15 protein-coding genes are annotated in these 17012 nt (G+C 69.3%); 5 read left to right on the plus strand and 10 right to left on the minus strand.

Annotation, left to right across the window (positions count from 1 at the left end; translation table 11 throughout):
• Positions 1-25 precede the first annotated feature (25 nt).
• Positions 26-1393 (plus strand): DNA repair protein RadA, encoded by a 1368-nt coding sequence (gene radA / locus QE454_RS02285; RefSeq protein WP_210072412.1) that lies wholly within the window; start codon positions 26-28, stop codon positions 1391-1393.
• A gap of 531 nt (positions 1394-1924) precedes the next feature.
• Here the strand turns inward: radA and QE454_RS02290 are convergent.
• The 6 genes from QE454_RS02290 to QE454_RS02315 form a co-directional block, all read right to left on the minus strand.
• A complete protein-coding gene (locus QE454_RS02290; RefSeq protein WP_210072413.1) occupies positions 1925-2335 on the minus strand; it encodes a dehydrogenase in 411 nt (136 codons plus the stop codon).
• 227 nt (positions 2336-2562) lie between these two features.
• Complete coding sequence (locus QE454_RS02295) at positions 2563-3279, minus strand: FadR/GntR family transcriptional regulator (protein ID WP_210072414.1); 717 nt, start codon at positions 3277-3279, stop codon at positions 2563-2565.
• A 25-nt stretch (positions 3280-3304) separates the two neighbouring features.
• Entirely contained in the window at positions 3305-4084 is a 780-nt protein-coding gene (locus QE454_RS02300; protein WP_210072415.1) for a 3-oxoacyl-ACP reductase, read from the minus strand.
• Positions 4085-4192: 108 nt separating this feature from the next.
• The gene (locus QE454_RS02305; RefSeq protein WP_210072416.1) at positions 4193-5548 is read right to left on the minus strand and encodes an aldehyde dehydrogenase family protein; all 1356 of its coding nucleotides are present in this window, start codon (positions 5546-5548) and stop codon (positions 4193-4195) included.
• A complete protein-coding gene (locus QE454_RS02310; protein WP_210072417.1) occupies positions 5545-6354 on the minus strand; it encodes a gamma-glutamyl-gamma-aminobutyrate hydrolase family protein in 810 nt (269 codons plus the stop codon). The genes QE454_RS02305 and QE454_RS02310 overlap by 4 nt, the downstream gene beginning before the upstream one ends.
• The gene (locus tag QE454_RS02315; RefSeq protein ID WP_307458519.1) at positions 6335-7690 is read right to left on the minus strand and encodes a glutamine synthetase family protein; all 1356 of its coding nucleotides are present in this window, start codon (positions 7688-7690) and stop codon (positions 6335-6337) included. Before QE454_RS02315 ends, QE454_RS02310 begins: the two co-directional genes overlap by 20 nt.
• Positions 7691-7836: 146 nt before the next feature.
• Here QE454_RS02315 and QE454_RS02320 point away from each other — a divergent pair, with 146 nt between their 5' ends.
• Positions 7837-9375, plus strand: coding sequence for an amino acid permease (locus tag QE454_RS02320; protein ID WP_210072419.1), 1539 nt, complete (start codon positions 7837-7839; stop codon positions 9373-9375).
• Between the two features lie 52 nt (positions 9376-9427).
• On the opposite strand, the gene QE454_RS02325 is transcribed toward QE454_RS02320, so the two are convergent.
• Both QE454_RS02325 and QE454_RS02330 read right to left on the minus strand, forming a co-directional pair.
• Complete coding sequence (locus tag QE454_RS02325) at positions 9428-10102, minus strand: hypothetical protein (RefSeq protein ID WP_210072420.1); 675 nt, start codon at positions 10100-10102, stop codon at positions 9428-9430.
• Between the two features lie 60 nt (positions 10103-10162).
• Positions 10163-10672, minus strand: coding sequence for an amino-acid N-acetyltransferase (locus QE454_RS02330; RefSeq protein WP_307458517.1), 510 nt, complete (start codon positions 10670-10672; stop codon positions 10163-10165).
• A 204-nt stretch (positions 10673-10876) separates the two neighbouring features.
• Between QE454_RS02330 and poxB the strand changes: the two genes are divergently transcribed.
• The gene (gene poxB / locus QE454_RS02335; RefSeq protein WP_307458515.1) at positions 10877-12601 is read left to right on the plus strand and encodes a ubiquinone-dependent pyruvate dehydrogenase; all 1725 of its coding nucleotides are present in this window, start codon (positions 10877-10879) and stop codon (positions 12599-12601) included.
• A 69-nt stretch (positions 12602-12670) separates the two neighbouring features.
• Here poxB and QE454_RS02340 read toward each other — a convergent pair whose 3' ends face one another.
• Entirely contained in the window at positions 12671-15196 is a 2526-nt protein-coding gene (locus QE454_RS02340) for an ATP-dependent Clp protease ATP-binding subunit (RefSeq protein ID WP_103206859.1), read from the minus strand.
• 190 nt (positions 15197-15386) lie between these two features.
• On the opposite strand from QE454_RS02340, the gene QE454_RS02345 reads away from it, so the two are divergent.
• Both QE454_RS02345 and QE454_RS02350 read left to right on the plus strand, forming a co-directional pair.
• Positions 15387-16013, plus strand: coding sequence for a hypothetical protein (locus tag QE454_RS02345; protein ID WP_307458513.1), 627 nt, complete (start codon positions 15387-15389; stop codon positions 16011-16013).
• Positions 16010-16243 carry a helix-turn-helix transcriptional regulator gene (locus QE454_RS02350; RefSeq protein ID WP_267789301.1) on the plus strand — a complete coding sequence of 78 codons (234 nt, stop codon included), beginning with the start codon at positions 16010-16012 and terminating at the stop codon, positions 16241-16243. Before QE454_RS02345 ends, QE454_RS02350 begins: the two co-directional genes overlap by 4 nt.
• 13 nt (positions 16244-16256) lie before the next feature.
• On the opposite strand, the gene QE454_RS02355 is transcribed toward QE454_RS02350, so the two are convergent.
• Positions 16257-16973, minus strand: coding sequence for a hypothetical protein (locus tag QE454_RS02355; RefSeq protein WP_307458510.1), 717 nt, complete (start codon positions 16971-16973; stop codon positions 16257-16259).
• Between the last annotated feature and the right edge of the window lie 39 nt (positions 16974-17012).

The raw sequence follows: 17012 nt of genomic DNA on the forward strand, positions 1-17012 counted from the left end.
CGGAGCTCCCACGTAGCCTGAGCACATGGCATCCCGACGTCCCGCTGCAGCCCCCGCCCCGTACCGGTGCACCGAGTGCGGGTGGACGACGCTGAAGTGGGTCGGCCGCTGCGGCGAGTGCCAGTCGTGGGGCACGGTGGTCGAGGCCGCCGAGCAGACCGGGATCGTTCGATCGATCGTGCCCGTCGCACCCGGGGCCGCCCGCGCTGCCCGCCGCATCACCGAGATCGACACGCAGGACGCCCCGCGCCGCACGAGCGGAGTGGGCGAGTTCGACCGCGTGCTGGGCGGCGGCATCGTGCCCGGTGCCGCGATCCTGCTGAGCGGCGAGCCCGGCGTCGGCAAGTCCACCCTGCTCCTCGAGGTCGCCGCCCAGAGCGCACGCGCGGGCCGACGCGTGCTCTACGCCAGCGGCGAGGAGTCCGCGGCGCAGGTGCGCCTTCGCGCCGAGCGCACCGGCGCCCTGCATGACGAGCTCTTCCTCGCGGCCGAGACCGACCTCGCCACGATCCTCGGCCACATCGACCAGGTCGAGCCGGGGCTGCTCATCGTCGACTCCGTGCAGACGGTGTCGTCGGCACACAGCGACGGCGCGGCGGGCCAGCCGGCGCAGGTGCGAGAGGTGGCATCCGCTCTCATTCGCGTCGCGAAGGAGCGAGGGCTGCCCGTGATCCTCGTCGGACACGTGACCAAGGACGGCTCGATCGCGGGTCCGCGAATCCTCGAACACCTGGTCGACGTCGTCTGCCACTTCGAGGGCGACCGGCAGACCTCGCTCCGCTTCGTGCGGGCCCTCAAGAACCGCTTTGGCCCGACCGACGAGGTCGGCTGCTTCGATATGACCGGCACCGGCATCGCCGAGGTCGCCGACCCGAGCGCGCTGTTCCTCGGTCACGGTGAGCCCGAGCCCGGCACGTGCGTCACCATCGCGATGGAGGGCCGCCGCGCCCTCCCCGTCGAGATCCAGGCACTCGCCGTGCGACAGACCGCCCCGAACCCTCGGCGTATCGTCAACGGCGTCGATTCTTCGCGGGTCGCCATGGTGCTGGCGGTCCTCGAGAGCCGCATGGGTCTGACGCTCTCCGATCGCGATGTCTACGTCTCCACCGTCGGCGGAGTGCGCCTGGTCGAACCGGCCGCCGACCTCGCGATCGCGATCGCCGTGGCCAACGCCGTCAAGAACCGCAAGGTCTCGAAACGCCTCGCCGCAATCGGCGAGCTCACCCTCACCGGCGAGATCCGCAACGTCACGCAGGCCGCGCAGCGCGCATCCGAAGCAAAGCGCCTCGGGTACCACACGGTGCTCGACTCCTCATCCCGCAAGCTCGCTCAAGCCCTCAACGAGCTGCAGGTGCGCGGGGCACCGCGCGACGACAGCGAACCGGGGTTCTGACGCGGGGCAACGTCGGCCTGCACGATCGAGTACCAGGGTTCTGACGCGGGGCAACGTCGGCCTGACCGATCGAGCTGCTGCACCCTGTCGTCCCGGTCGCGGTGGAACGACCGGCGTGATCGATGTACCCGGCGCGTTCAGCGAGCGTCGATCGCCCCGGCGCATCCCATACGCACACGGCACACGGGTCGCGTTCGCGCAGAGGCGGCGTGATCAGCGACCGGGAGGTGCGGAACGACGGCGGCGGTGCGGCGAGGTCATTCCCAGGACCGCGGGGATGACAAGTCCGGCGGCGCACACGGCACCGGCGATCAGGTACTCCATGGCTTCGAGTCTTGCACGCGTTCTTCACCCGCGCGAGTTGCACCCCTCACCCCGGGCCGTTTCGCTCCGCGCCAGCGCCCCATCCGTCATTCGAGTGTCCAAAACACCCGGACGAAATTCGAAACACTCCGGGTGTTTTGGACACTCGACGACAGACCAGACCTCCCCCCGCGGCGTGGGCAGTGCGAGCCCGCGCGTGGGGGCATCTCAGGCGTCGAGCGCGGCGATCAGGTCGGCCGGCGACGCCTGGATCGGGTGGGGCCCCGCGATGTCGATGAACACCGTGGTGATGGCATCCTGATGCGTTCCGAGGAACGTCCGCAGCCACTGCGGCGACTGCAGAGCCACGTGGGGCGGCAAGCTCTCGGGCTTGTGCGCCGCATCGCTGAAAAGCAGCAGCGCGAGCTGCCCCGTGTTCGGATCGCGGTAGGTCCATACCTCGCCGACGCTGAGCGGGTTGTCGGCGTCGCCCGGGGTCATCAGCGGCACGACCGTCGGTCCGTGACGCAGGGCGAAGGCGATCGCCGCCATGTCCTGGGTCTGCAGGGCATCGGTGAGCGCGGTGTTCTTGAAGTCCACGTCGAGCTTCTTCCCCTTGCGCTTCTTGCCCGCTGCCATCCTCCGAGCCTATCCGCGCGGCGCCGCGCACGCCCGCGCGACGCCTGACGACGGGAGAGTCCCCGACCGGAGGATCGAACGCCCGCGCCGCATCGTCCGCTCGCGACTTTGCTCCGCTCGGGGCCGCCGCCCCGCCCCGCGATCTCGCGCCCCGCCGGGCGACCTTCCACCCGCGGCGCGCGCTGCGCCCCGCGATCTGCACCCCCGCACCGCACCCCGCGAGAGCCCTACGCCAAGAACCCCCGCAGCAGCGCCTCGGATCCCGCGAGATGATCGCGCATGGCCGCGTGGGCGGCATCCGGCCTCCCGGCGAGGATCGCCGACACCACCGCGGCGTGCTGCGAGGTGGAGTGCTCGATGTTGCGCGGCAGCAGGGGGAACGTGTCGAGCCAGGCGTTCACGCGCGCGCGGTTGTCGGCCACGAGGGGAACGAGAGACGGGATGCCGGCGAACTCCGCGATCGTCAGGTGCAGGAGCGTGTCGAGCCGGCGGTAGTCCTCCCCCTCGGCGAGCGCGGCCGCTTCGTGCCGTGCCCACAGCACATCCCGTTCCTCCGCCGACAGCGACCGTGCGGCCGCCGCCCACGCCGCTCCGGGTTCGAGGACGCCCCGCAGCGCGATGACGTCGGAGAGCTCGGCGGCCGACACGACCGCCGGCTGCGAGGGCCGGGGCACGGGGTCGACGACGAAGGTGCCGCCGTAGCGACCCCGTCGCGTCTCGAGCCAACCGGCGTCCGACAGCTCTTTCAGAGCCTCCCGCACCGTGTCGCGACTCACCCCGTACAGTGCGGCGAGCTCGCGCTCCGCGGGGAGCGACTCCCCCGGTGCGACGAGCCCGAGCCGCACGGTCTGCACGATGCGCGCCGTGGTGTCCTCGAGCGCGTTGCCGCTGCGCACGGGCCGGTACACGGCCCGGCGCAGGTCGTCGAGCGGCGCGTCTGTCACACTCTCAGCCTGTCACGTCACCGGTTCACAGGGGCGTGACGTAGGCGTTGGTGATACCCCCGTCGACCACGAACGCCGTCGCGGTGATGAAGGACGCGTCATCGGATGCCAGGAACGCCACGCTCGCGGCCATCTCCTCCGGCTCTGCGAAGCGGCCCATCGGCACGTGCACGAGTCGACGCTGCGCACGCTCGGGGTCTTTCGCGAACAGTTCCTGCAGGAGCGGGGTGTTCACCGGTCCGGGGCAGAGGGCGTTCACGCGGATACCCTGACGCGCGAACTGCACGCCGAGTTCGCGGGTCATCGCGAGCACACCGCCCTTCGACGCCGTGTACGAGATCTGCGAGGTGGCCGACCCCAGCAGCGCCACGAACGACGCCGTGTTGATGATCGAGCCCCTGCCCGCGGGCACCATGTGCCGCAGGGCAGCACGCGAACATAGGTACACGCTCTTGAGGTTGACGTCCTGCACCTTGTCCCACGCGGGCAGCTCGGTCGTCTCGATCGAGTCGTCGTCGGCGGGCGAGATACCGGCGTTGTTGAAGGCGATGTCGACGCTGCCGAGCTCGGCCGCGACCCCGTCGAAGAGGGCGTTCACCGACGCCTCGTCGGCCACGTTCACCTGCCGGAAGACACCGCCCACCTCGGTGGCGGCAGCGAGCCCGGTGGTCTCGTCGAGATCGGCGATCACGACGCGGGCCCCCTCGGCGGCGAAGCGGCGAGCGGTGGCGAGGCCGATCCCGCTGGCCCCTCCGGTGACGATGGCGACGCGGTCGCGCAGACGCTGGGTGAGGTCGATGGTCATGGGTGGTGGTTCCTTTCGAGCAGTACCGCGTCCCCCGTGCGGCCGCCCGAGGGCGGCCTCGACAGCACGAAGTGGGACGTCACGTGAGAGAGGGGGGCATGGAGGTCGTCAGTCGGTGGCGTAGAACACGTTCTTCACCTCGGTGAAGTGCTCGGCGGCATCCGGTCCAAGCTCTCGTCCGAGACCGGAGGCCTTCATGCCGCCGAAGGGGGTGGCGTACCGCACCGACGAGTGCGAGTTCACCGAGAGCACGCCGCTGCGCACGCCGCGCGAGACCCGGATGCCGCGCCCCAGGCTCTCGGTCCAGATCGAGCCCGCGAGACCGTAGGCGGTGTCGTTGGCGAGACGGATGGCATCCGCTTCGTCGTCGAAGGGCAGCACGGCCAGCACGGGTCCGAAGACTTCGTCGCGCGCGATGCGGTCGCCGGGCTGCGCGAGCACGACGGCCGGCGCGAACCAGAAGCCCTCGCCCTCGGGGGCCGCACCGCGGAAGGCGACATCGACCCCGTCGAGGAAGCCCTGCACGGTGGAGCGGTGGGATGCCGAGATGAGCGGCCCCATCTGGGTGTCCTCGCTCGTGGGGTCGCCGACTCTCCACGCGGTCACGGCGGGTTCGAGCATCTCGAGGAAGCGGTCGAAGACGCGGCGCTCCACGAGCAGACGGCTGCGCGCGCAGCAATCCTGCCCGGCGTTGTCGAACACCGAGCCGGGGACGCCCGCGGCGGCCTTCTCCAGATCGGCGTCGGCGAAGACGATGTTCGCGCTCTTGCCGCCGAGTTCGAGGGTCACGGGCTTGAGCATCCGCGCGCAGCCCGCGGCGACCTCGGTGCCGACCTCGGTGGAGCCGGTGAAGACGACCTTGTGCACGTCGGGGTGCGAGACGAAGCGCTGTCCGACGACCGAGCCCGACCCGACGATCACCTGGAAGAGGCCGTCGGGAAGACCCGCTTCGAGAGCCAGCTCACCGAGGCGAATGGCCGTCAGCGGCGTGAGCTCGGCGGGCTTCAGCACCACGGCGTTGCCCGCGGCGAGCGCCGGCGCGAACCCCCACGCGGCGATCGTCATGGGGAAGTTCCACGGCACGATGATCCCGACCACGCCGTAGGGCTCGTGGTAGGTCACATCGAGTCCGCCGGCGACCGGGATCTGCGAGCCGATCAGGCGTTCCGGCGCCCCGGCGTAGTAGTTGAGCACCTGCGCGACGTGCTGCGCCTCCCAGCGGGCCGAGCCGATCGGGTGGCCCGAGTTCTTCACCTCGAGCGCCGCGAGCTCCTCGACGTGCGCCTCGACGACCCGTCCGAAGGCCCGCAGCGCGTCGGCGCGGGCGACGGGAGCGAGGGCTGCCCACGCGCCCTGGGCGCGCACGGCGGCCGCGACCGCGGCATCCACCTCGTCGATCTCTGCGTGTTCGAGCGTGGTGATGGGCGACCCGGTCGAGGGGTCGATGACGGTGAAGGTGCTCATGCGGGGACTCCCTGGTGCGCGGAGGAGGTGGGGGCGGGGGCGGCCGATGCGGGCACGACTCGGGACGCACGATGGGCCGCCGCCGCGGCGACGAGTCCGAGGAACAGTCGCCGATCCTCGGCGTTCTCCTCGGGATGCCACTGCACGGCGACGAGGTAGTCGTCGCCGACGGTCTCGACGGCCTGGACGAGACCGTCGTCGGTGCGTGCGGTGACCCGCAGGCCCTCGCCGACCCGGTCGACGCCCTGGTGGTGGTAGCTGTGGACGGTGAGGGGGCCGGCGCCGACGAGACCGGCGAGCCGGGTCTCGGCATCCACCTCCACGGTGTTCTCGGCGAACACGCCCCCGCCGATCCGGTACCTCTCGGTGCCGAGCGCTTCGGGCAGATGCTGATGCAGGGTGCCGCCCATCGCGACATTGATGAGCTGCAGACCGCGACAGATCCCGAAGACGGGGATGCCGCGCTCTCGTGCCCCCGCGAGCAGCGCGATCTCCCACGCGTCCCGGTCGGCACGAGCGGGGTCGGTGAGCGGGTGACGCTCCGCCCCGTACAGCTCGGGCTGCACGTCGAGGCCGCCCGTGAGGATCAGCCCGTCGAGCCCGTCGAGCACCGCCGCCGCGGCCTGCTCGGGTCGCGGTTGGGGCGGCAACAGCACGGCGGTGGCGCCCGAGCCCGTCACGGCATCGAAGTACTGCTGCGGGAGGAACGACGCACGGACGTCCCACACGCCCTGTTTCGCGCGCTCGAGGTAGGTCGTGAGTCCGACCACGGGCGTACGGGTCGGATCAGAGACGCTCGAAACCACGCACCCGCTCCCAGTCCGTCACGGCGGCGTCGTAGGCCTCGACCTCGATACGCGCCTGGTTCAGATAGTGCTCGACGACCTCGTCGCCGAAGGCCGCGCGGGCGATCGTGGACTCCGAGAAGAGATGGGCCGCCTCGCGGAGCGTCGTCGGCAGGGTGTCGACGCCGGCGGCGTAGGCGTTGCCGGTGAGCGGGGCGGGCAGTTCGAGCCCGTTCTCGATGCCGTGCAGGCCTCCCGCGATGATCGCCGAGATCGCCAGGTACGGGTTCACGTCGCCCCCGGGCACGCGGTTCTCGACGCGCAGCGACGACCCGTGGCCCACCACGCGCAGCGCGCAGGTGCGGTTGTCGACGCCCCACGCCACCCCGGTGGGCGCGAAGGAGCCCTTCGCGTAGCGCTTGTACGAGTTGATCGTGGGGGCGTACAGCAGCGTGAACTCGCGGAGGGTGCTCAGGATGCCGGCGATCCAGTGCCCCATCAGGGGGCTGAACCCGTGCTCCCCGTCGCCGGCCATCACCGCCGCACCGTCATCGCCGCGCACGGAGAGGTGGATGTGGCAGCTGTTGCCCTCGCGCTCGTTGAACTTGGCCATGAAGGTCAGCGACTTGCCGTGTCGGTCGGCGATCTCTTTCGCGCCGTTCTTGTACAGGGTGTGGTTGTCGGCGGTCTCGAGCGCCTCGGCGTAACGGAACGCGATCTCCTGCTGGCCGAAGTTGCACTCGCCCTTCACGCCCTCGCAGTACATGCCCGCGCCGTCCATGCCGAGGCGGATGTCGCGCAGCAGGGGCTCGAGCCGCGTCGTGGCGAGCAGGTTGTAGTCGACGTTGTAGTCGGTGGAGGGGGTCAGTCCCGTGTAGCCCTTCGCCCAGGCGTCGCGGAACGAGTCGTCGAAGACGATGAACTCCAGCTCCGTCCCGGCGTAGGCGGTGAGTCCACGCTCGGCGAGACGAGCACGCTGGGCGTTCAGGATGCCACGGGGCGACTGCGCGACATGCGCGCGATCTGCCCACGCGAGGTCGGCGAAGACGAGCGCGGTTCCGGGCTGCCAAGGGATCGTCCGGAGGGTCTCGAGGTCGGGGACGAGCAGCATGTCGCCGTAGCCCTTCTCCCAGCTCGACATCGCGTACCCGTCGACGGTGTTCAGGTCGACGTCGACCGAGAGCAGGTAGTTGCACGCCTCCGCGCCGTGGCCGCGCACCTCGTCGCGCCAGAAGCGCGCCGCGACGCGCTTGCCGACGAGTCGGCCCTGGGCGTCGGGGAAGGCCACGACGACGGTGTCGATCTCGCCCGCCTGGATCGCGGCATCCAATTCTTCGCTGCTGAGATTGCCCGCCATGGTCTCCCTCTCGCGGTGTCGACGTCTCCTCGTGCGAAGGACGTAACGAGGAACTTACACGTCAAAGGTAGACAGGTCGACCAATAGAAGGCCATGATTTCCGGCAAGGCGACCCCGAAGCCTGTCCGCATCCATCTGGAGGCCCCATGTCCACGTCGAGCAACTCCCGCAAAAAGGTCGCCGGAGCCACCTATACGGCCACCGATGCCTCGTACTTCGAAAAACGCACGCTGAAACGCTCGGCCGGCGTCTGGGGCCTGTGGGGTCTCGCCGTCGCCGCCGTCATCTCGGGAGACTTCTCGGGCTGGAACTTCGGTATCGGATTCGCCGGTTTCGGCGGCATGCTCATCGCGTTCGTCATTCTCGTGGTGATGTACTACGGCCTGACGTTCTCGATCGGCGAGATGGCCGCCGCCATGCCGCACACCGGCGGCGCCTACTCGTTCGCCCGGTCGGCGATGGGGCCGTGGGGCGGCCTGGCGACAGGGCTCGCCGAGACGATCGAGTACGTCGCCACCACCGCCGTCGTCGTCTACTTCTCGGGGCAGTATGCCGACTCGGCGCTCGAGCTGCTGACGGGGGTGAGCCTTCCCTCGTTCGTCTGGTGGATCATCCTGTACGCGCTGTTCATCGCCCTCAACGCCGCCGGCGCGAACATCTCCTTCGGTTTCGCGATCGTCGTGTCGATCATCTCGATCGGCATCATCGTGGTCTTCGGCGCCATGTCGCTTCTGACGGGCGCGTTCGACTGGAGCTCGCTCTGGAACATCGCCCCCACCGACGGCAACACCGAGTTCCTGCCCTTCGGCGTCGGGTCGATCCTGTTGGCACTCCCCTTCGCGATGTGGTTCTTCCTGGGCATCGAGGAGCTCCCCCTCGCCGCCGAGGAATCGCACGACCCCGCTCGCGACATCCCCCGCGCCGGTCTATGGGCCCGCGGCACGCTCATCGTCACCGGCCTCATCGTGCTGTTCCTGAACACCGGTGTGCTCGGCGCCGACGCCACCGGCAGCTCGCTCGAACCCCTGCTCGACGGTTTCCGCGCGATGGTCGGCGACCAGGCCGCGGCCCTTCTCTCGCTGCTCGCTCTCGTCGGGCTCCTGGCATCCCTGATGGGCATCATGTTCGCCTACGGGCGCAACATGTACTCGCTCTCGCGCGCCGGCTACTACCCGCGCTGGTTGTCGCTCACGGGCGCACGCAAGACACCCTGGGTCGCGCTGGTGTTCGGCGCGGTTCTCGGCTTCGTCGCACTCGTCGTCGTACAGGCGGCCGGCGGCGACACCAGCCCGGCGGGCGCGATCGTGCTGAACATCGCCGTGTGGGGCGCGGTGCTGGCGTACTTCCTTCAGATGGTGTCGTTCATCATCCTTCGACGGAAGTTCCCGAACGCGGTGCGGCCCTACAGAAGCCCCTGGGGTCTGTTCGGCGCCTACTCGGCGGCGATCATCGCCGCGGTCGTCTTCTTCGGCCTGCTGCTGAACTCCGCGTATCTGCTCGCGATCGTGGCGATCATCGTGGTCTACGCCGTGATCTTCGTCGCCTTCGCGGTCTACGGTCGCCACCGCCTCGTCCTCTCCCCCGAGGAGGAGTACGCCCTGTCCGGCGGCCTGCACGGCGACCCGCAGACGGAGGGCTACGACGCCATGCAGAACGAGGTGTTCGGCAAGAAGCCCGGCGCCTGAGCCGCGAACGCACGAGGGGCGGATGCCGACCGGCATCCGCCCCTCGTCCGGTTCAGCGCAGAATGAACGACGCCGTGCCCGACGACGGGATGCCGCCGATGGACACGCTCAGGTGGTAGGTCGCTCCCCCACCGGGCGCGTAGGGCCGCTCTCCGCCGCACGAGTTCACCGAGGAGCGCGTACGGTCCCAGGTCAGCGGTGCGGAGCTGGTGACGACCTGGCCCGCGGCCAGCGTCACCTCCATGTCGCTCGGCTCGGCCTGGCAGTCCGTCGACCGCCACCACACGTCCGACCCGCTGGTCACGGTGAACGACTGCGCGCTCGTCCCGACGTTCATGGTGCAGGGGTTCGCGCTCGTGTTCGTGAGCTTGATCGACAGCTGAGGGTTCTCACCCTGGGCGTACTCGCTCTTGTCCGACAGTGCCGCGACGGTGATGTCGGATGCCGTGCACTCGACGGGCCCCGCGGGCGCGGTCGGAGTGGGCGAGACGGAGGGAGACGCCGAGGGGGCGCCGGACGCCACCGGCGCGGTCGTCGTCGCCGTGGCAACGGGAGCGCTCGCAGCGGGAGCAGGAGTCGCCTCGGCGGTGGGGGCGGCACGCCACGGGGGAGCCGCGACGAGCCACACGACGAGGCCGATCACCAGCAGGGCGAGGAGCCCTGCGGCGAGACGACGACGACGGTAGACCGCCGGGGACTGCCTCCGCCTACGGGGGGCATCGGTCATGGTTCCAGGGTAGGCGGCGCGGCTGTGCGCTCACGCCACGGCACGCTCAGGAGCGCAGGCTCACAGCTGCTTCAGCATCCGGGTGTTGCCCAGGGTGTTCGGCTTCACGTGCGCGAGGTCGAGGAACTCCGCAACGCCCTCGTCGGGGCTGCGCACCAGCTGCGAGTACACGTCGGGGTCCACGACCTGCTCGCCGATCTCGGCGAAACCGCGACGGGTGAAGAAGTCGACCTCGAATGTGAGGCAGAACAGTCGCGAGACGCCGAGCTCGCGCGCGCGGTCCTCGAGAGTCTCGACGATGGCGCGACCCACGCCATGGTGCAGCCAATCGTCGTGGACGATGAGCGTGCGGATCTCGGCGAGGTGCTCCCACATCACGTGCAGAGCGCCGCACCCGATGACCACGCCGTCCGCCTCTGCGACGACGAACTGCTGCACGGAGCCGTAGAGCACGACCAGGTCTTTGCCCAGCAGGATGCGCTTCTGCACGAACGGCTCGAGGAGCTCGTGGATGCGTCGGACGTCGGCGGTTCCGGCGGGGCGGACGACGAACGGCGCGGATGAGGTCATGATCCCAGGGTACGCCGGTCGGGTCGGCGGTCCGCGGAGAAGCGGCGTCCACGCCGAGTGCGGAGCTGTGTGTTCGACGCATAGCCCGCTCAGAGGCGAGGCAGGGGAAAGCCTCGAAGACGGGAGTAGCGTGGGCGATGGTGACGCGCGATCGTCACGAGCGGTCGCGCGATTCGTCCCCTTCTTCGATGAAAGGACTGCCTCGTGCCTACCGTTGCCGAAAACATCGTCTCCGCCCTCCGCCATCACGGCGTGCAGCGCATCTACGGCCTGCCCGGCGATTCCCTGAACGGTTTCACCGACGCGATCCGTCGAGATGGCGGAATCCGCTGGATGCACGTGCGGCACGAAGAGGCAGCGGCCTTCGCCGCCTCGGCCGAGGCGGAGCTGACGGGGGAGCTCACCGTCTGCGCGGGAAGCTGCGGGCCGGGCAACCTGCACCTCATCAACGGTCTCTACGACGCGAACCGCTCGCGCGTGCCGGTTCTCGCGATCGCCGCGCACATCCCCACCGCGGAGATCGGATCGACGTACTTCCAAGAGACGCACCCGCAGGAGCTCTTCCGCGAGTGCTCGGTCTACGTCGAATACGTCGCCGACCCGGTGCAGATGCCGAGACTGCTCGAGATCGCCATGCGAGAGGCGATCGAGAAGCGCGGTGTCGCCGTGCTCGTCATCCCGGGCGACGTGCTGCTCGCCAAAGCGAAGAACGACCGCGTGGCGACCGTGTCGCGCGCGACTCCGCGCATCCTTCCCTCCGACGACGAACTGCGCCGCACCGCCGATGTCTTGAACGCCGCCGAGAAGGTGACGATTCTCGCCGGAGCCGGTGTCGCCGACGCCCACGATGAGGTCGTCGACCTGGCACGCCGCCTGCAGGCACCGATCGTTCACGCGCTGCGTGGCAAGGAACACATCGAGTGGGACAACCCGTTCGACGTGGGGATGACCGGGCTTCTCGGCTTCTCGTCGGGGTACCGGGCGATGGAAGATGCCGATGTCGTCCTGATGCTGGGCACGGACTTCCCGTACCAGCAGTTCTACCCGAGTCGCGCGACGCACATCCAGGTCGACGTCCGAGGAGAACAGCTCGGACGCCGCCATCCCGTCGACATCGGACTCGTCGGCACGGTGCGCGACACCGCCCGCGCGCTCCTCCCGCTGCTGGCCGAGGGGCGATCGACGCGGCACGCCGACGACGCCCGTTCCCACTACCGGACCACGCGCGCGAAGCTCGACGACCTCGCGGTCCCCGCAGCCTCCGGCAAGCCGCTGCACCCGCAGTTCGTCGCGCGCACGCTCGACCGTCTCGCCGCCGATGACGCGGTCTTCATCCCCGATGTGGGGTCGCCCGTGGTGTGGGCGGCGCGCTATCTCACGATGGCGAAGGAGCGCCGTCTGATCGGATCGTTCGCGCACGGCACGATGGCGAACGCCGTCTCCCACGCGATCGGCGCGCAAGCGGCCTTCCCCGACCGCCAGATCGTCGCTCTCGCGGGCGACGGCGGGCTGGCGATGCTGCTCGGCGAGCTGATCACGATCGTCCAGAACGACCTTCCCGTGAAGATCGTCGTCTTCGACAACTCCTCGCTCAACTTCGTGGAGCTGGAGATGAAGGCGGCCGGGTTCGTCAACTACGGCACCGACCTGCGTAACCCCGACTTCGCGGCCGTCGCCGAAGCCATCGGCATCACGTCGTTCCGCGTCGACGAGTCCGCAGACCTCGAGACCTCTCTCGCCGCGGCCCTCGCGCACCCCGGCCCCGCGCTCGTGTCGGTGAAGACGGCTCGCCAGGAACTGTCGATGCCCCCGTCCGTGACTCTCGAACAGGCCAAGGGCTTCACGCTGTACGCGATCCGAACGGTCCTCTCCGGTCGCGGCGACGAGCTGATCGACCTCGCCGCGACGAACGCGCGCCAGCTGTTCTGACCAGCCGCGGCACACAACGACAAGGGGCCCGGATGCCATGGCATCCGGGCCCCTTCTTGTTCTACGCGATCAGCTGCCCGCGAGGGTGTCGGGGGTGGCGGCGATCTCTCCCGCCGTTCCGACGCCGATCGCGACCTTCTCGCCGCGCGGGCTGGTCTCGAACGAGAACTGACCGTTCTCGACGCCGACCTTCACGTGGTCGCCCGACTCGAGCTCGCCGTGCAGGATCTTCTCGCTGAGCCGGTCCTCGACCTCGCGCTGCATGGCGCGGCGCAGGGGGCGAGCTCCGAGGGTCGGGTCGAACCCGATCTCGATGAGCTTGTCCTTCGCGTCGTCCGACAGCTCGACAGTCATGTCGCGATCGAGCAGGCGGTCGGCCAGGCGCTTCACGAACAGGCCGACGATCTGGCGGAGCTCGTCCTTGTTCAGCTGCGGGAAGACGATGACATCGTCGACACGGTTGAGGAACTCGGGCTTGAAGTGACGCTTGAGCTCCTCGTCGACCTTGCCCTTCATCCGCTCGTACGAGGTCTGCGCGCTGCCCTCGACCTGGAAGCCGACCGGGCCACCGGCGATCGCCGACGAACCGAGGTTCGTCGTCATGATGATCACGGTGTTCTTGAAGTCGATGACGCGACCCTGACCATCGGTCAGACGACCCTCTTCGAGGATCTGCAGGAGCGAGTTGAAGATGTCCGGGTGGGCCTTCTCGATCTCGTCGAAGAGCACGACCGAGAAGGGCTTGCGGCGCACCTTCTCGGTGAGCTGGCCGCCCTCTTCGAAGCCGACGAACCCGGGAGGGGCACCGAACAGACGCGAGACCGTGTGCTTCTCGCCGAACTCCGACATGTCGAGGGAGATCAACGCGCCCTCGTCGTCGAACAGGAACTCGGCGAGCGCCTTGGCGAGCTCGGTCTTTCCGACACCGGTGGGGCCGGCGAAGATGAACGAGCCCGAGGGGCGCTTCGGGTCCTTGAGACCCGCACGCTGACGACGGATCGTACGCGACAGGGCCGCGATCGCCTCTTCCTGGCCGATGACGCGCTGGTGCAGCGCCTTCTCCATGAACATGAGGCGGCTGGACTCTTCTTCGGTGAGCTTGAACACCGGGATGCCGGTCGCCTGCGCGAGGACCTCGGCGATCAGGCCCTCGTCGACCACCGCGTGCGAGGCGACGTCGCCCGAGCGCCACTGCTTCTCGAGACGCAGGCGCTCCGCGAGGAGCGACTTCTCCTCGTCGCGCAGCGCGGCGGCCTTCTCGAAGTCCTGGTCCTCGGAGGCCTGCTCCTTCTGCTCGCGGACCTTGGCGATCTTCTCGTCGAACTCGCGCAGCTCCGGCGGGCTCGACAGGATCGACAGACGCAGGCGGGCGCCGGCCTCGTCGATCAGGTCGATGGCCTTGTCGGGGAGGAACCGGTCGCTGATGTAGCGGTCGGCCAGGTTCGCCGCGGCGACGATGGCGCCGTCGGTGATCTGCACCTTGTGGTGCGCCTCGTAGCGGTCGCGCAGCCCCTTCAGAATGTTGATCGCATGGGGCAGGCTCGGCTCGGCGACCTGGATCGGCTGGAAGCGGCGCTCGAGAGCGGCGTCCTTCTCGAAGTGCTTGCGGTACTCGTCGAGCGTGGTGGCGCCGATGGTCTGGAGCTCACCGCGCGCGAGGAGCGGCTTGAGGATGGATGCCGCGTCGATCGCGCCCTCTGCGGCGCCCGCGCCCACGAGGGTGTGGATCTCGTCGATGAAGACGATGATGTCGCCGCGCGTGCGGATCTCTTTCGTGACCTTCTTCAGGCGCTCTTCGAAGTCGCCGCGGTAGCGGGACCCGGCGATGAGGGAGCCGAGGTCGAGCGAGTAGACCTGCTTGTCCTTCAGCGTCTCGGGGACATCGCCCTTGACGATGGCCTGCGCGAGTCCCTCGACGACGGCGGTCTTGCCGACGCCGGGCTCTCCAATGAGGACGGGGTTGTTCTTCGACCGGCGCGACAGGATCTGCATCACGCGCTCGATCTCTTTCTCGCGCCCGATGACGGGGTCGAGCTTGTTGTCGCGCGCAGCCTGCGTGAGGTTGCGGCCGAACTGGTCGAGCACGGCCGACCCGCCCTGGGCCGCGCCCTGGGTCTGCTCGCCGGCACCCGAGGCGACGCCCGCGGGCTCCTTGCCCTGGTAGCCCGAGAGCAACTGGATGACCTGCTGGCGCACCTTGTTCAGATCGGCACCGAGCTTGACGAGGACCTGGGCGGCGACGCCCTCACCCTCGCGGATGAGACCGAGCAGGATGTGCTCGGTTCCGATGTAGTTGTGGCCGAGCTGGAGCGCTTCGCGCAACGACAGCTCGAGGACCTTCTTCGCACGGGGCGTGAAGGGGATGTGGCCGGTCGGCTGCTGCTGACCCTGGCCGATGATGTCCTGCACCTGCTCGCGGACGGCATCGAGCGAGATGCCCAGCGACTCCAGCGCCTTGGCAGCCACACCCTCACCCTCGTGGATGAGGCCCAGAAGGATGTGCTCCGTGCCGATGTAGTTGTGGTTCAACATCTTCGCCTCTTCTTGGGCGAGCACGACCACACGACGAGCACGATCGGTGAATCTTTCGAACATCCTCAGTCCCTCCAAAAATGGGCTGACAGGCACGCCTCCGCGCGCCGTACATCGAGAGTAACCAGCGGCCGGATGCCAGAGCCCCGTGTTCGCCGTGGGCATACCGCCTCGCCGGTCGGCATTGCAAAACCCATCGACAGTCGATAACTTATCGAACATCGATAACAACGATCATCGATAAGGAGTCTCCATGACACCCACGCGTACGCAGCCGCGCATCCTCTCGCGCGGCGACACCATCGGCTTCGCCCTCTTCCTCATCGGCGGTGTCGCCATCGCCGTGTCCGCCGTCGTGCAGACGATCATCGACCTCGCGAGCGTCCTGCCGAATCGCGACATCACACTGCTCGCGCCGTTCGTCGCGACCGAGGCACATGCCCCGCTCGGTCCCGGCGGATCGCCGGTGACCGTTCAGCTGGACTCCGCCTCGGTGACGGTGGCGTCGCTGCAGCCCGCACCTCTCGCCGCGCTCGTCATCAGCCACGTCCTGTTCGCCGTCGCGATGGTGACGGTGGTCGCCCTGCTGCTCGTGCTGTGCTTCGGCATCCTGCGCGGCCGCATCTTCTCGCGCGCACACACCGTGCTCGTGACCACCGCGGGCCTCGTCGCCCTCGCGGGGATGTATCTCGTGCCGTTTTTCCACAACATGGCCGTGAACGGTGCCCTCGCACGAGTGTCCGACGGCACGTACGACCGTGCCGTCGTGGGAACGGTCGACGTCTTCACGATCTTCGCCGTCGCTTTCGTCGTCGCCCTCGCCGGCACCGTCTTCGCGGTCGGCGACCGCCTCCAGCGCGACACCGAAGGCCTCGTATGACTCCGGCCGCCACGGACGACGGGCCCACCGGCATCCACTGTCGCCTCGATGAACTCCTCGAGGCGCGGGGCATGACGTTGACGCGACTCAGCGAGCTCGTCGGGGTGTCGGTGGTCAACCTGTCGGTGCTGAAGAACGACCGCGCCCGCGCGATCCGTTACTCGACGCTGTCCGCGATCTGCCGCGTGCTGGAGTGCGAGGTCGGCGACCTCCTCGTCGTGGAGCGCTGACGCCCCGCCGCGGTCAGCGCGTGCCGAGTACGGGGACGGGCGCGCTCGCATCGACGCCACCGCCGGAGAGCACGAGCGACACCGCGCCCGAGCCGGCCTCGCGGCCGATGTCGGCGAGTGTCACGCGCGGTGCGATGTCCATGGTGCAGATCTGATCGGCCGGCGGCGTCGCGAACTGCACGGCGACATCGCCGTCGGCGGCGGTGATCGTCTCGACGGAGGGGACGCACGTGGAGCTGCCGTAGGTGACGATCGCGACCAGTGAGTCGTTCACCCAGCCCGCGGAGGGAGCGAATTCGCTCGGGGCCGCGGGCGTGGTCGCAAGCCCCGCGAGGTTCGCCTCGCCCTGCGCCGCGCCCGTCACCGTGACGGTGAGGTCCTTGGCGGGGTCGACGCCCGCGGGCAGCGCGACCAGCGTGGCCCGCGGAGCCATGTCGCGCGTGCACTCCTGCTGAGAAGACTCGGCGAGCTGCACCGTGATCGCGGCTCCGGCGACGCTCGGCTGGCCGCTGACGACCGGCGGGCACGAGGAGCTTCCGTTCGTGACCACGGCGATCGACCGGCCGCCGTCGACCCACGCGGCCCCGATCTCGGCGGACGGCGTCGCGCTCGTGGCATCCGGACTGGGGGACACTCCCCCCGACATCGAGGGCGATGACGCGCCCGTGGCGCATCCGGCGAGAGCACCGGCGACGACGAAACCGGCGCCGATCATTGCGATCAGGGTCAAGCGGGGACGTGACATGAGAACCTCCGGGGGCGAGTTCTG

The sequence above is a fragment of the Microbacterium sp. SORGH_AS_0454 genome (assembly GCF_031453395.1).
Classification (GTDB): Bacteria; Actinomycetota; Actinomycetes; order Actinomycetales; family Microbacteriaceae; genus Microbacterium.